We start from the raw sequence: 13,695 nt of genomic DNA, 5'->3' as shown, positions 1-13,695 counted from the left end.
AGAAGCAACAGCCCGGTTTATGTCGACAGGGCCTCAAACCTGCAGCGAGCCGCCGACCCGCCTAGGGAATGAGAACGAACCCAACCAGTGCGCACGCCGCGGCCAGCAGCACCGCCGCAACCACATCCCGCGGGAAATGCACGCCGCCGACGATGCGGGTGAAGCACACCACCAGCACCGCGACGAACCCCAGGCCGCCCCACCAGGGCTGCAGCCAGAAAAGGGCGAACGCGATGATGGTCGCGCTGAACACATGCCTGCTCGGGAACGATTTTCCGGAGGTATCCTTCTTGATGATGGGGTCGATTCCGTACTTCTCCACGGGGCGCGGCGCGTTGATGGCGGCACGCAGCGCCGTGCAGAGAACGAACCCGACACCCGGCACCGCCAGATACCGCACCAAAGGCGTCCAATTCTCCTCCATCACGAACGAGATGGCCACCATGATGTAGACCGCCGCCACGACAACGACCAGGTCCTTGTCGATTTTCGGAATCATGGCCAAGGCTTTCGGATCGCGCCTGATGGACATCGTGATGGCGTTGTAGAAGTCCGGGTACTCCATGGATCACAGCTCCTTGAGGAAGAAGGCCCCGTCCTGGTACACCGCGTAGCTGCTCGAACCGTCCTTGGGAATGCTCACGCTGCCAGGGTTCACCACGGTGATGGTCCTCCCGTCAGGCATGACCACATCCTTGTTGCACTTCACGTGGGTATGGCCCGACAGAAAGGCGCTTCCGTCAGGCAACACCGGCATGTTCTCGGGCGAGAACACGTGGCCGTGGGTTAGAAACAGCTGGCGCCCGCCGTCCATAATCACCGCATAGTCGGCCATGCAGGGGAAATCCAGCACCATCTGGTCCACCTCCGCATCGCAGTTGCCGCGCACCGCCACCACCCGGTCGGCAACGCCGTTGAGCAGCGGGATCACTTCCTTCGGAGCGTAGTCGCGGGGCAGGTCGTTGCGCGGGCCGTGGTACAGCAGGTCGCCAAGCAGCACGATGCGGTCGGGCGATTCGGCCTGTATGCGTTCGAACAGGCGGCGGCACCAGTAGGCGGAACCGTGGATATCGGATGCAATCAGCAGTTTCATAAGGGTCCTTCGGTTTGGCTTTTTGCGGAAGGCCGTTCTATTGTAAAGACTGGCGATCCTCGTTGAGCATCTCCCGGACGCCGGGTTCCAGCAGGCCGCAGGCGGTTTCGGCAAGATTCTCAAGGGTCATGTCGGTCGCTTCGTCATGGCTCCACGTCTCGTACAGCGCATACAGTCCGCCCAGATACATGGTCACCACGTATTCGATGTCGGGCCTCTTAGGCATCCCCAAAGCCTGCCGCTGGTGATGGATGTTCTCCAGAATGGGATCCTTCGCCATGTCCAGCAACCGGTTGTAGGAAACGTACTTGATCACGTTGTCCCTGAATATAGGCGCTTCGTCCATCATCGTCAGCAGGTCGCAGAACACCTTTTTCATATAGGGCGCGACGTGTTCGCAATCGACGAGCTGCTTGTCCGATTCGACGATCTCGGCGATGCGCTCTTCCAGAAGTTGGGCAAGCACGTCCTCGACCGAGTCGTAGTGCAGATAGAAGGTCTTGCGGTTGACGTCTGCCTCGCGCGCGATTGCACTGACCGTGACCTTGCTGTATTCGGTCGTCTCCAACAGGCGGGCGAACGCCTCGCCAATGGCTTTGCGCGTACGCATCACGCGCTTGTCGGTTTTTGCGGAGTCTTTCACCGGTGCTCCTTTTCTCCGGGCGGCTTCGTACCATTGTTGGGAAACTTTATGGTCATTTGTATCTTATACCACACTTGTTTCCCTTTTGCGAACCGAATCGGACACGCTGCGTCATGTTTTCCTGCAGACGATTCCGCATTGGAGGGAAGTTTTTCCGGCTTTGCTATAATCGCGGCGACGGGCAGGCAGCGCCACGCCCATCGTCTTTCGACCGAGAGGATTTCCATATGCATATCACCCAAGACATCGCATACATCGGCGTCAACGACCATGACATCGACCTGTTCGAGGGCCAGTACGATGTGAGCGAAAACGGCATGGCGTACAACTCCTACGTCATCCTGGACGACAGCGTGGCCGTCATGGACACGGTGGACCGAAACTTCACGGAGCAGTGGCTGGCCAACCTGGACGCCGCGCTGGACGGCCGCACCCCTGATTACCTGGTGGTTCACCACATGGAACCCGACCATTCCTCCAACATCGCCGTATTCGCGGAGAAATACCCCGAGGCGCGCATCGTGGCCTCGCCCAACGCCTTCAAGATGATGGAGAACTATTTCGGCAGCGGGTTCGTGGCCGACCGCCGGATGCCTGTGAAGGAAGGTGCCGTTCTGGAACTCGGCTCCCACACGCTGCAGTTCATCGGCGCGCCCTTGGTGCACTGGCCCGAGGTCATGTTCAGCTACGACGCCAAGGACAAGGCGCTGTTCTCGGCCGACGCCTTCGGCAAGTTCGGCGCGCTTGACGTGGACGAGGACTGGGCCTGCGAAGCCCGCCGCTACTACTTCGGCATCGTAGGGGCCTTCGGCGCCCAGGTGCAGAAGGCCCTGGGCAAGGTCGGCGGCCTGGACCTGGACATCATCTGCCCTTTGCACGGGCCGGTGCTGTCCGAGAACCTGGGCTACTATCTGGATCTGTATAACACCTGGTCAAGCTATGGTGTCGAAAGCGAAGGCGTGGCCATCTGCTACACCTCCGTATACGGCCACACCAAGCAGGCCGTCGAGGAGCTTGCCCGCATGCTTGAAGAGAAGGGCTGCCCCAAGGTGGCCGTGAGCGATTTGGCCCGCGACGACATGGCCGAGGCCGTGGAGGACGCATTCCGTTACGGCAAGGTGGTCTTGGCCACCACGACCTACAACAACGGCATCTTCCCGTTTATGGCTCAGTTCATCGAGACGCTGGCCGAACACAAGTTCCAGAACCGCACCATCGGCCTGATCGAAGCCGGCACCTGGGCCCCGAAAGCGGCCAAGGGCATGCAGGACAGGCTTGCGGCCTGCGCGAACATCGCCTACACCAACACCACCGTCACCATCAAGGGGTCGCTGGACGAAACTTCCCGCGCCCAGCTGGAGCTACTGGCAGACGAGCTTTGCGGCATCGAATCCGACCCACAGCTCAAAGTGGATGCTGTGACGCAGCCCACGGCGCACGTCGCCCCCGACCCGGAACCGGTGCCCGGCGTCCGCGTCCAGGAGCGGTAACGTTTGAATCGCCAAAACCCGGCAAGGGGGCAGGTTCTACACCTGCACCTTGCCGGCGATGATGTTGCGGTAGTCGGCCAGGTTCTTCTCGAGAAGCGCCGGCGTATCCAACTCGTAGGGGCAGCGGCTGGCGCACTGGCCGCAATGCAGGCAATCCTCGATCTTGGCCATTTCCTGCTGCCATTCAGGCGTGAGCCAACCCGCCGAAGGCGAACGGCGCACCATAAGCGACATGCGGGCGCAGTCGTTGATCCTGATATCTACCGGACAAGGTAGGCAGTAGCCGCAGCCGCGGCAGAAGTCGCCCACCAACTCGGCCCGCTCGCCTTCTATATAGGCTGCGATCTCCGGGGTCATCTCAGGCGTCTCGTCCATATACGACAGCCATTCATCAAGTTCGGACTCGCGCTGGATGCCCCAGATGGGGAGCGCCGCCGGATGCTGGGCCATGAACGCCATGGCCGCATCGGAGCGGGTGATCAGGCCTCCCGCCATGCCCTTCATGACGATGAACCCCATGTCGGCCTCTTCGCACGCATGGAGAAGCTCCAGCTCGCGCTTGCCGGTCAGATAACTGAAGGGGAACTGCATGGTTTCATACAGGCCGCTGCGGACGCACTCGAAGGCAACTTCAATCTTGTGGGCCGTCACGCCGATGTGCCTGATGAGCCCCTGCTCCTTGGCTTCCAGCAGATACTCGTAAACGCCGGTTCCGTCGCCGGGCGCATAGCATTGTGCCACGTTGTGGAGCTGGTACAGGTCGATGTAGTCGGTCTGCAGGTTCGCAAGGGACGTCTGAAGATCCTGGCGCACGCCTTCGGCCGTGGTCGCGGTGGTCTTCGTGGCGATGATCACCTTCTCGCGCATGCCCGAGAACGCAATGCCCATCTTCACTTCGCTGTCGGTGTAGGCCCGTGCCGTGTCGAAATACCGCATGCCGCCCTCGTAAGCGCGGCGCAGCAACGCCACCGCTTCATCGGTGGTCACGCGCTGGATGGGCAGCGCGCCGAAAGCGTTCTGAGGCACCGTGATGCCGGTGCGGCCCAATGTGACGTTGTTCATGTTTCCCCCTTGGTCTTGTACGAAGCGACACCTGGTCCAGAGTCCATGGTATGCGCCGCATCCGGCGTAGGCGTCCGCCCGCATTCGGCTGACGATTCGACGCTCCAGCGCAATAGATATCGCGATACCCATTGTACCGCGAGGGCAAGGCAAATATCCGACGACCTCCGGCCGCGGTCGTTTTCAATAATCGCGGCTAGATATACCGATTTCAGGACACGTCATTCAGGATATTGTTTCAAGCGTATTTCGAGCATCTTTTTTTCCTTTGTAAACGATGTTTTTCTCATTCACACAGAAAAACGCACGTATACTGTCACTGTCGTTTGCCCCGTGGCAGACGAACTTCTGATCCACGAGCAATTTGGGGGTATATATGGGTGGTTTCTTCGGCGCTGCATCGCACCGCGATGTTGTTCTGGACGTGTTTTTCGGCGTTGACTACCATTCACACTTAGGCACGCGCCGCGCAGGCATGGTTTTTTGCGACGAGACGGGCGGCGGCTTCCAGAAGGAAATCCACTCCATCGAGAACACCCCGTTCCGCACCCGCTTCGAGGCCGACCTTCCCAACTTCCACGGTAACAGCGGCATCGGCTGCATTTCCGACACCGACCCGCAACCGCTGCTTATCCGCTCCCAGCTCGGTACCTTCGCTCTGACCACGGTGGGCGCCATCGGCAACACAGAGCAGCTCATCCAGAAGTACCTGGATAAAGAAGGCACCCAGTTCATGGCTCTGAGCTCGGGCAACGTCAATTCCACCGAGCTTGTAGCGGCCCTCATCAACCAGAAGGACAGCTTCGTCGAGGGCATCAAATTCGCCCAGGATTGCGTCGAAGGCTCCCTCACGCTGCTCATCATGACCAGCGAAGGTGAGATCATCGCCGCCCGCGACAAGATGGGGCGTTTGCCCATCCTCATCGGAAAGGACGAAGACGGCTACTGCGTATCCTTCGAATCCTTCGCCTACGGCAAGCTTGGCTACGAGGACGAATACGAGTTGGGATCAGGCGAAATCGTCAGCATCAAGGCCGACGGCTACACCACGCTGGCCCCCGCGCATGACGAGATGAAGATCTGCGCGTTTTTGTGGGTGTACTACGGCTACCCCAATTCCAACTACGAAGGCGTGAACGTCGAGGTCATGCGCTACCGCAACGGCGAGATCATGGCCCGCGACGAGCAGGAGCGCGGACTTTTGCCCGACGTGGACTACGTCGCCGGCGTGCCCGACTCTGGCCTGCCCCATGGCATCGGCTATGCCACCGAGTCCGGCAAGCCCTTCGCCCGTCCCTTCGTCAAGTACACTCCCACCTGGCCCCGTTCCTTCATGCCGGCTAACCAGAACGTCCGCAACCGCGTGGCCAAGATGAAGCAGATTCCTGTGCCGGAGCTCATCAAGGACAAGAAGCTCCTGTTCGTCGACGACTCCATCGTCCGCGGCACCCAGCTTCGCGAAACCGTCGACTTCCTGTACGGCGCCGGTGCTGCCGAAGTGCACATGCGCTCCGCCTGCCCGCCCATCATGTACGGCTGCAAGTACCTGAGCTTTTCCCGTAGTAATTCCGACTACGAGCTGCTGGCGCGCCGCGTGGTGCGCGAGCTGGAAGGCGACGAGGGCGAGAAGCATCTTGAGGAATACGCCGACGGCACCACCGAGCGCGGCAAGTGCATGCTTAAGACCATCTGCGAGGAGATGGGGTTCGATTCGCTAAGCTACCAGAGCCTGGACGGTATGCTGGAAGCCATCGGCATCGACCCCTCGAAGGTCTGCACCTATTGCTGGAACGGCAAAGAGTAGCCGCTCCCCCATACCGAAACGAACCGGCCCGCGCGTACATGCTGCGGGCCGGTTTTTTTGGGACAAAGGGGGACAGTCCCCTTTGTCCCACTGGCGGGATCTGTCCCCGCTGACACATTTTTGTGTCAAAAGGAAACGTCCCTACTGACACACTGGGTATATGCAGCCGCGGCGGTTAAAGCCCCAAGGCTTCGCGGTAGAACGCGTCGATGGGTTCCATAAGCTCCGGATTCATGGTGTTCGAATACACTATGTCGGATTCCTCGAGAAGTCGGTCCAGCTCGAGTTCGCGCCGGTCGCCCTGGTATGTCTCGTCAATCTCGGCGGCCCTTTCGCCCAGCTGGTCGAAGTATTCTTTGGCTTCGGTCTCGTAGAAGTAGGTGTTGTGGCCGTTGCGATTCTCCTGGTCGAAAACCAGGTACTCCACGTGGGGGTTCGTGATGCGGTCCCGCGCCGCGATGATGCCCGCGGAGTCGTAGCTCACCACCTCGTCGGCGGTGCCGTGCACCACCAGCACCGGCACGTCGCAGCCGTTGATGGCGTCGACCGCATTAATGTTCGAATCCTTACCCAGGCGCATCTTGTTCTCAATCCACAGGAAGGGGCGCTGGGTGAAGCCCAAAGGACCCATGAGCGAGTCGGCGGAATCGTACATGATGACAAGCGGGCTCTGGAACCCGGACATGGTGACCACCGCCTGCACGTCATGGTCGAAGCCCAGTTCGGCCGCAACCGCAAACCCGCCCCAGCTGTGGCCCAGCAGCACCTTCGGCATGGCGGCCAAATCGGGGTCCGATTCCACGTACGTCAAAGCCGCATCCAGGTCGTAGGCGCTTTGGGCGAAGCTCTTGGTGGAGTCACCTTCGCTCTCGCCGCATCCGGTGGCGTCGTAGGCGAACACCTTCCAACCGTGATCCACCAGCCAGCAGATCATGGTCATGTAATCCTGATGCCACGACCAGATGCCGTGGGCGAACACCACCAGGCCCTGGTCGTTGTTCTCGGGTCCGTAGATGTAGCCCTGCAGCCGGGTGTCGCCGGACATGAAGGTGACAGGCACGCGGTCGTAGTATTCTTGCACGTCGGCGTAATGGGCGACTAGCGAGCGTTCGGGAATCTCCTGACGCTGGAAGGTCGATTCGGAAATCATATGGTCGGCGGCCATCGAGGCCACGCTGAACAGCACCGCCACAACGGCGAGTGCGATTGCGATTCGCTTTGCAAGCTTCGGCATACGACATCCTTTCGAATGGTTCCAGCCGCCATGATAAACCGACCGGCCGCAAAGCCCGAAGCGGCTGCCGTGCTGAAACAAAACCGTTGACCTGTGAGCGGGCCTTCCGGCAACGCCGCCCGACCCCATCGAGGGGGTGTCGGCTCCGGCTACAGGATGTCGCGACCAGGTGGAATCAGGCGCAAAAGCCACGTTGCCGCAAACGACACCGCGAACAGGACCAGCTGATATACCAGCAAGGCGAAAACATCGGGGGCCGATGCGGCAGCCTGCACGAAATACGGCTTCATTAAGGTGACGAAGTACGGATGGACCAGGTAGATGCCGAAGGAGCAGAGCGCCAGCTCGCGGATGACGTGCTGCGCGGCGGAGCTTGCCGGCCGCCCGGCCCGAGCATCCTCACGCCAGCGCACGACCACAAACACGCAAGCCGCCATGAGCATGATGGGCGAAAACGTCCTGTTGTCCATGGCAAGGTACCCCTTCCCACCGTTGACCTGGTAGAAGTAGTCCGTAGACGCCACCAGAAACGCAAGACAGACCAGAAACACCACTGCGGCGATAACCGCGTGCCGGCGCGTGACTTTCGCCACATTCGCCAGGTAATGTCCGCCGAAAAACATACCGACGAACCCTGTGAACAGCGGCAATTGGAAATACGAGGTCGGCTCGAACGACGGCGAGAACGCCGCGACGACCGGCAAGAGGTTGACAATCCCCAGGCTGATAGCGAAAAAATACAGGTAGTCCCGATTGCGCATGACGGACGCAAGGCGTTGCAGCAACGGCAGCATAATAAGCAAGCCGAGATACATATATAGATACCAAAGCGGTGCGCATATGCCCGCATGCCAGAACCGATCGACGAAATCGATGAGGCTGTAGGAGGTCTGATTGACGAAATAGTAGAAGACCGAAAACAGGACGAGCGCCTTCACGATGCGCACGATGCGCCTCCCGGTTTTTTGATAGGGGTCGGTCTTTCGCAGCAGCAGGGCGCCCGAAATCATAACGAACAACGGCACGGCGAACTTGCACATGAAGAAATATGTCACGCCGAACCACCAGTTCAGGGTCTGGTCGGGCAACGACAGCATCCATGGTCCGACGGTATGGTTGACAAGGACGAACGCGATGGCGATAACGCGCAACGTATCCAGATACCGTATCCGTTGCTTCGGCTGGGACGGCGCCCCACCGCCATCAGGCCGGCCGGAACCGCCCGCGATCTCGCTCGCTTGGCAGGAACCTTCTGATTGATGCATACCTTTTGTTCACTTCCCTCGATAGTGAAGCGAACGGTACCACATGACACCTGCCCATGCCGTCGAAACACAGAAGCGGCACACGAACGGGGGCGAGCGCCGCAAGGCTTCTGGCCCGAAAAGGCATCAAAACGGTAACGGCTGACGGCAGCGATGGTGGCTTCGCCCGCCTCGTCGTCTTCTTTCTGGCCCACGGCGTCTGGAACAGCATGGCCTTCAACGGCATGGTGAAACTCCTGCCCGGCTGGGTGGTGTGAATCGGCGTGGTAGGTCTGGCCATCCATATCGTGGTCAACGTGCGCCACGCCCTTGAGGACCACGTGCAGCACGAGGTCCGACCCCAGCCCGTTGTCGCCATCGTGGCCGCTTCCGTCGTCGTCCTTTTGGTAGCGGGCAATTTCACCCTGGGGTATTTCGCCTAACGAACCAACGGCCACACACTGCGACCTAACGAAAACGGGCGCCGGCAGATGTCGGCGCCCAGTCATTTGGGGATTACAGAACGTCTTTCGTCGCAACCACGTTCACGCCCGTGCCGCAGACGTTTTCGAACACCACGTCGCCGCAACGGACGGGCTTGGTCAGCGTCACCCGGCGAAGCTCCGCCAACACATCGGGAATGAGGCGCTTCGGCACGGTGCGCTCGGTGCGAACAGAGGCCGGCATGGCGCTTTCCTCCACATCCACCAGGCACGTCACCATGCGTTGCGGGTCCAGAACCTCGCCTTCGGCGTATTTCAGGCCGCGGCGGCACGTGTTGCCTGTAACGGAAACAATCTTGCCGTCCTGTTCAACCGCATGGATCATGCATCCGACCGGGCAGCTGATGCACACCAGGTCATGGGCCACAGCGCCTTCGGGCAGCTGTTCGGCCGGCTCCGCCGCAGCAGCCTGGTCGGCACGCGCGCCCACCTGTTCGGCGTCCAGGCTTATCTTCAACTCCGAAGCGCCGGCGAAAGCCTCAACCGGCAGCTTGACGGATTCCATTTCTGCAGGCAGCACGATGGGGCGTCGGAACGTCTTCGCCATTTCGCCGTCCGCCACAACGGCAATCGTCGCCTTCTTGTACACGTCGCGGCTGCGGAACCGGAATGTGACCTGGCCCTGCGCATCCTTATGCACCACCTGGGGCACCACGTAGCCCACGCCATCGCCAGGCACGACGCGCACCACGTCTGCCGAACCGGCGGCCCCTTCCGCCCCTGCCAGATACCGGGCGGCCGATTCGCCTGCACGGTCGCCTTCTTCGGACACGAAGTCCACAAGGTCGTGAATATGCAGCACGTTGCCGCAGGAGAAGATGCCCGGCGCCGACGTGGACAGGGTCTCGTCTACAAGCGCGCCGTTGGAGCGTCGGTCCATCGCGATGCCCGCCGCCCGGGTCAGCTCGTTTTCAGGCAGCAGGCCCACGGACAGAAGCAACGTGTCACAAGGCACGAACTCTTCTGAACCGGGAATAGGCTTTTTGGTGGCCGGGTCCACCCGCGCCACGTCGACGCCGGTCAGACGCGCGCGCCCGTGGATCCGCGTGATAGTGTGGGACAGACGCAGCGGGATGCCGTAGTCGTCCAGGCATTGCACGATGTTGCGCTTCAGACCGCCCGAGAAATGGGAACGATTGAGGACCATCTTCACGTGGGCGCCCTCGTAGACCAGGCGCCGCGCCATGATCAGACCGATGTCGCCCGACCCCAGCATGACCACTTCGCGACCAGGAAGGATGCCCCGCAGGTTGGTGAACTGCTGCGCCGTGCCCGCGGTGTAGACGCCCGCCGGCCTGCTGCCGGCGATTCCCAGCATGCCGCGTGTCCGCTCTCGGGACCCCATGGCCAGAACCACCGCGCCGGCGACGTACTCCACCAGGCCTTCATCAGGACTGACGGCCACCACGCGCCGGTCGTCCGTCAGCGAGAGCACCATGGTGTTCAGCCGCACCTCGATGTTCCGTTCGGCCACGCGGGCCGCCTCGCGCAGAGCGTATTCGGGGCCGGCGAGCTCCTCGTCGAAGCGGTGCAGCCCGAATCCGTTGTGGATGCATTGTTTGAGGATGCCGCCTGTGGCGCCTTCGCGCTCCAGAATGACGATGTCGCGCACACCGTTGTCGTAGGCCGAGGCCGCCGCAGCCAGCCCAGCCGCGCCACCGCCGATGACAACCAGGTCGCGGTAGATGGGTTCGCCCGTAATCGGGGTCGTGTTTTCGCAGGTCATAGCTTATTCCCCCTCCCCGGGCAGCACGACATGGGGCAAATCGGCCACGCAACCGCGACGCCCCAACGCAATCCACGAGCCCGGCGCGCTTTTCGCCACATCGGTCGCGTCGATGCCGCGTTCCCGCGCGATGATGCTCGCCACCTGCGGCAGACAGAACCCGCCTTGGCAGCGGCCCATACCCGCCCGGGTCCGCCACTTGACGGCGTCGGCGGTCAGCGCCGGCACAGGCGAATGCACCGCGGCCACGATGTCGCCCTCAGTGACGCACTCGCACCGGCAGACGACGTGTCCGAAAGCCGGGTCCTCCGCCGCAAGACGGGCCTGTTCAGCCCTATCCGCCCTGTTGAAACGAGGTGCGGGCGTGCGATTCGGGTTGAAATCGGGGTTTGGTTCGGCATGCAGGCGCTCGGCGATGACCCGCGCGTATTCACGACCTACGGCAGGTGCCGCCGTCAAACCCGGCGAATCGAATCCGCCGATGTTGAAGAACCCAGGCGCGTCGGACGGTTCGCCCAGGATGAAATCGGGGTGCTCAAGACACGACGAACGGGTGCCCGCGAAATTGGTGATGAACCCCCGAGGCAGGTCAGGCCAGGTTTTGCGCGCCGCCGCAAGTACCGCCTCAAGCCCGGCCGTATCGGTAGCGGTGTCGTCCAGGCGTTCGCGGCGGATAGCGTCCGGCCCCACCAAAAGGTTTCCGCCGGTGGTCGGCGTGATAAGCACGCCTTTGCCGTTGGCGGTGGGTGTCTGGAACACAGTATGGCTGAAGGCGCCGCCGAATTCCGTATCCATCAGGTGATACTCGCCGATGCGCGGCGTGATTTCGAAATGCTCGGCGCTCACCATGTCGTTGAGCACGCCACTGAAGGCGCCCGCTGCGTTGATCACGATGCGGGCCTCCACCGAGCAGGTGCCTTCCGGCGTCGGCGCATCCATTCCCGTGCGATGTTCGGCATCGGGCACCAAAGGCAGCTTCTCGCAGGTCAGACGGAAGGCCCCGTCCAGCTTCTCGATGTTTGCGACTCGGGTCAGAAGCTGCAGTTCCACGCCGTTTTCAACTGCGTTCTCCATAAGCGCCAGGCACGCGCCGTACGGGTTCACGATGCCGCCCGTCGGAACGACAAGCGCCGCCACAGCCGCCTCGGACAGGTTCGGCTCCATGACGTGCAGCTCGTCGCGTTCGGCTATGCAGAGCCCCGAAACCCCGTTGGCGATGCCGCGTTCCATCAGCGCTTCCAGATGGGGGCGCTCGCTTTCCGAAAACGCCACCACCAGCGAACCGTTGTTCTTGAAGCTGAAGCCGAGCTCGGCTGCGAGCTGGGGATACATGTGCGAGCCTTCGACATTGTACCGGGCCTTGAGCGTGCCGGGCACTGGGTCGTACCCTCCGTGGACGATGCCGCTGTTCGCGCGCGTGGCTCCCTGGGCCACGTCGCTTCCGGCCTCCACGACTAAGACGGACAGCGCGTACCGGGACAATTCCCGAGCGCAGGAAGCACCCGCGATTCCCGCCCCGACGATGGCGACGTCGTACATGCCACATTCCCCCTTCGAACGTTGACCAACGCGTCCATAATACAGCAACCGCATCAGCACAACACAGCGCAAACCCCTTGTCAGCAACGTCTTTTGCGAGGCAAGCCCCGCAGCACCTTCCGCATCAACCGATGCCATGCGCCAACGGGCAGCGCCCTCCCCATCCGCCTTTGCCGGCGCATCCTCGGGCGGCACTTGGCGCAACGAATCCCAGCCAGATACCATTCGCAAAAAAATAGGACATATGGCCCACCCGCCTTTTCCGACCACGCATCGCCGCACGGTATACTTGAATTGTAGGCGCACTGCGCCGCGTACCGCCCGTTCGCACAACCGATGGTTGAGCGTCTGACCAGAGGAGGCATTATGGAACGCACATCGAAACGTTTTGGTCTGTGGGGTCTGATGGTCGGGGTGGTCGCAGCAGTGCTTTTGGCGCTGGCGGTCACGCCGGCGTTCGCGGTTCCGTCCACAGGCACGCCCGGATGGCTCAAGGATTCCTCAGGCGCGTGGTATTACTACGACAGTGACGGCAATCTTGCCCACGGCCTTGTTCAAATGGACAACGACGCTTGGTACTACCTCGACACGACGACCGGCGCCATGAAGACCGGCTGGATCGAGACTACCGAGTCCCCTTCCTACTACGGCGAGCCCGTCTGGATGTATTTCATCCCGTCCAAAGGCAATGCTGCCACCGGATGGTACCAGGTAGGAAGCAAGTGGTACAAGTTCGATTCCGATGGAGTCATGCAGACCGGATGGGTGAAGTCCGGCGGCAAGTGGTACTACATGAAGCCTAGCGGAGCCATGGCCACCAGCTGGTACAAGGTCAATGGCGAATGGTACTATTTCTCCAGTTCAGGCGTCATGCAGACCGGCTGGAAGCAGATCGGCGGCAAGTGGTACTGGTTCGACTCCAGCGGCGCTGCCGCATGCAACGAGATGGTCACCATCGGCAGCAAGAAGTATTGCTTCGACAAGGGCTGCGCCATGAGGACCGGCTGGGTGAAAGACGGCTACTGGTACTACTTCGCTTCCGGCGGCGCGGCGGTAACGGGCTGGCAGAAGATCGGCGGCGTGTGGTACTACTTCAAACCTAACGGAACCATGCAGACTGGGGAGCAGGTAATCGGCGGTGCGGCGTATTACTTCAAATCCAGCGGCGCCATGGCATCGGCCGAGTGGGTGAAGTACAGCATCTGGGACACCAATAAAGAAGACTACGTGGAGCACTGGTTCTACTACTTCGCCAACGGCAAGAAGGCCTACGGAACGCAGGTCATCAACGGCAAGACCTACAAATTCCACGAGGAGTACGGCTACTGGCTGAACGGATGATCCACGAGAAGTTCGG

Annotated in this window: 13 protein-coding genes; 5 read left to right on the top strand and 8 right to left on the bottom strand. The window is 61.3% G+C overall.

The window, feature by feature from the left end; all coding sequences use genetic code 11:
* Nucleotides 1-61 precede the first annotated feature (61 nt).
* From SHEL_RS03115 to SHEL_RS03105, 3 genes are read right to left on the bottom strand one after another with little or no spacing between them, the layout of a single operon-like run.
* Nucleotides 62-565 (bottom strand): phosphatase PAP2 family protein, encoded by a 504-nt coding sequence (locus SHEL_RS03115; RefSeq protein ID WP_012797802.1) that lies wholly within the window; start codon nt 563-565, stop codon nt 62-64.
* A gap of 3 nt (nt 566-568) precedes the next feature.
* Nucleotides 569-1,093, bottom strand: a complete 525-nt coding sequence (gene yfcE, locus SHEL_RS03110; protein WP_012797801.1) for a phosphodiesterase — start codon at nt 1,091-1,093, stop codon at nt 569-571.
* A gap of 37 nt (nt 1,094-1,130) precedes the next feature.
* A complete protein-coding gene (locus tag SHEL_RS03105) occupies nt 1,131-1,736 on the bottom strand; it encodes a TetR/AcrR family transcriptional regulator (protein ID WP_012797800.1) in 606 nt (201 codons plus the stop codon).
* A gap of 227 nt (nt 1,737-1,963) precedes the next feature.
* Between SHEL_RS03105 and SHEL_RS03100 the strand changes: the two genes are divergently transcribed.
* Nucleotides 1,964-3,226 (top strand): FprA family A-type flavoprotein, encoded by a 1,263-nt coding sequence (locus tag SHEL_RS03100; protein ID WP_012797799.1) that lies wholly within the window; start codon nt 1,964-1,966, stop codon nt 3,224-3,226.
* 36 nt (nt 3,227-3,262) lie between these two features.
* Here the strand turns inward: SHEL_RS03100 and SHEL_RS03095 are convergent, their stop codons facing one another.
* Nucleotides 3,263-4,288, bottom strand: a complete 1,026-nt coding sequence (locus SHEL_RS03095) for an aldo/keto reductase (protein WP_012797798.1) — start codon at nt 4,286-4,288, stop codon at nt 3,263-3,265.
* Between the two features lie 376 nt (nt 4,289-4,664).
* Here SHEL_RS03095 and SHEL_RS03090 point away from each other — a divergent pair, with 376 nt between their 5' ends.
* Nucleotides 4,665-6,092, top strand: coding sequence for an amidophosphoribosyltransferase (locus SHEL_RS03090; RefSeq protein WP_012797797.1), 1,428 nt, complete (start codon nt 4,665-4,667; stop codon nt 6,090-6,092).
* Nucleotides 6,093-6,267: 175 nt separating this feature from the next.
* Here SHEL_RS03090 and SHEL_RS03085 read toward each other — a convergent pair whose 3' ends face one another.
* Complete coding sequence (locus tag SHEL_RS03085) at nt 6,268-7,326, bottom strand: alpha/beta hydrolase family protein (RefSeq protein WP_012797796.1); 1,059 nt, start codon at nt 7,324-7,326, stop codon at nt 6,268-6,270.
* A 149-nt stretch (nt 7,327-7,475) separates the two neighbouring features.
* A complete protein-coding gene (locus SHEL_RS03080; protein ID WP_012797795.1) occupies nt 7,476-8,591 on the bottom strand; it encodes an acyltransferase in 1,116 nt (371 codons plus the stop codon).
* Between the two features lie 56 nt (nt 8,592-8,647).
* Between SHEL_RS03080 and SHEL_RS03075 the strand changes: the two genes are divergently transcribed.
* Both SHEL_RS03075 and SHEL_RS15235 read left to right on the top strand, forming a co-directional pair.
* Nucleotides 8,648-8,848 carry a hypothetical protein gene (locus SHEL_RS03075; RefSeq protein ID WP_012797794.1) on the top strand — a complete coding sequence of 67 codons (201 nt, stop codon included), beginning with the start codon at nt 8,648-8,650 and terminating at the stop codon, nt 8,846-8,848.
* 6 nt (nt 8,849-8,854) lie between these two features.
* Complete coding sequence (locus SHEL_RS15235; protein WP_012797793.1) at nt 8,855-9,013, top strand: hypothetical protein; 159 nt, start codon at nt 8,855-8,857, stop codon at nt 9,011-9,013.
* 73 nt (nt 9,014-9,086) lie between these two features.
* Here the strand turns inward: SHEL_RS15235 and SHEL_RS03070 are convergent, their stop codons facing one another.
* Both SHEL_RS03070 and SHEL_RS03065 read right to left on the bottom strand, forming a co-directional pair.
* Nucleotides 9,087-10,799: an FAD-dependent oxidoreductase gene (locus SHEL_RS03070; protein ID WP_012797792.1), complete on the bottom strand. Its 1,713-nt coding sequence runs from the start codon at nt 10,797-10,799 to the stop codon at nt 9,087-9,089.
* A 3-nt stretch (nt 10,800-10,802) separates the two neighbouring features.
* Nucleotides 10,803-12,338, bottom strand: coding sequence for an NAD(P)/FAD-dependent oxidoreductase (locus SHEL_RS03065; protein ID WP_012797791.1), 1,536 nt, complete (start codon nt 12,336-12,338; stop codon nt 10,803-10,805).
* A 366-nt stretch (nt 12,339-12,704) separates the two neighbouring features.
* Here SHEL_RS03065 and SHEL_RS03060 point away from each other — a divergent pair, with 366 nt between their 5' ends.
* Nucleotides 12,705-13,679, top strand: coding sequence for an N-acetylmuramoyl-L-alanine amidase family protein (locus SHEL_RS03060; RefSeq protein WP_012797790.1), 975 nt, complete (start codon nt 12,705-12,707; stop codon nt 13,677-13,679).
* The last annotated feature ends 16 nt before the right edge of the window (nt 13,680-13,695 follow it).

This window comes from Slackia heliotrinireducens DSM 20476, from assembly GCF_000023885.1.
GTDB lineage: Bacteria > Actinomycetota > Coriobacteriia > Coriobacteriales > Eggerthellaceae > Slackia > Slackia heliotrinireducens.
Note: the sequence above shows the minus strand (reverse complement) of the source record. Positions and strands in the feature narration are given on the sequence as shown.

Bases quoted from the DNA above. Each gene is read 5' to 3' on its own strand.
- SHEL_RS03090 (WP_012797797.1), top strand. From the start codon at position 4,665: ATGGGTGGTTTCTTCGGCGCTGCATCGCACCGCGATGTTGTTCTGGAC.
- SHEL_RS03065 (WP_012797791.1), bottom strand. From the start codon at position 12,338: ATGTACGACGTCGCCATCGTCGGGGCGGGAATCGCGGGTGCTTCCTGC.
- SHEL_RS03060 (WP_012797790.1), top strand. From the start codon at position 12,705: ATGGAACGCACATCGAAACGTTTTGGTCTGTGGGGTCTGATGGTCGGG.
- SHEL_RS03085 (WP_012797796.1), bottom strand. From the start codon at position 7,326: ATGCCGAAGCTTGCAAAGCGAATCGCAATCGCACTCGCCGTTGTGGCG.
- SHEL_RS03070 (WP_012797792.1), bottom strand. From the start codon at position 10,799: ATGACCTGCGAAAACACGACCCCGATTACGGGCGAACCCATCTACCGC.
- yfcE (WP_012797801.1), bottom strand. From the start codon at position 1,093: ATGAAACTGCTGATTGCATCCGATATCCACGGTTCCGCCTACTGGTGC.
- SHEL_RS03115 (WP_012797802.1), bottom strand. From the start codon at position 565: ATGGAGTACCCGGACTTCTACAACGCCATCACGATGTCCATCAGGCGC.
- SHEL_RS03075 (WP_012797794.1), top strand. From the start codon at position 8,648: ATGCCGTCGAAACACAGAAGCGGCACACGAACGGGGGCGAGCGCCGCA.
- SHEL_RS03095 (WP_012797798.1), bottom strand. From the start codon at position 4,288: ATGAACAACGTCACATTGGGCCGCACCGGCATCACGGTGCCTCAGAAC.
- SHEL_RS03100 (WP_012797799.1), top strand. From the start codon at position 1,964: ATGCATATCACCCAAGACATCGCATACATCGGCGTCAACGACCATGAC.
- SHEL_RS03080 (WP_012797795.1), bottom strand. From the start codon at position 8,591: ATGCATCAATCAGAAGGTTCCTGCCAAGCGAGCGAGATCGCGGGCGGT.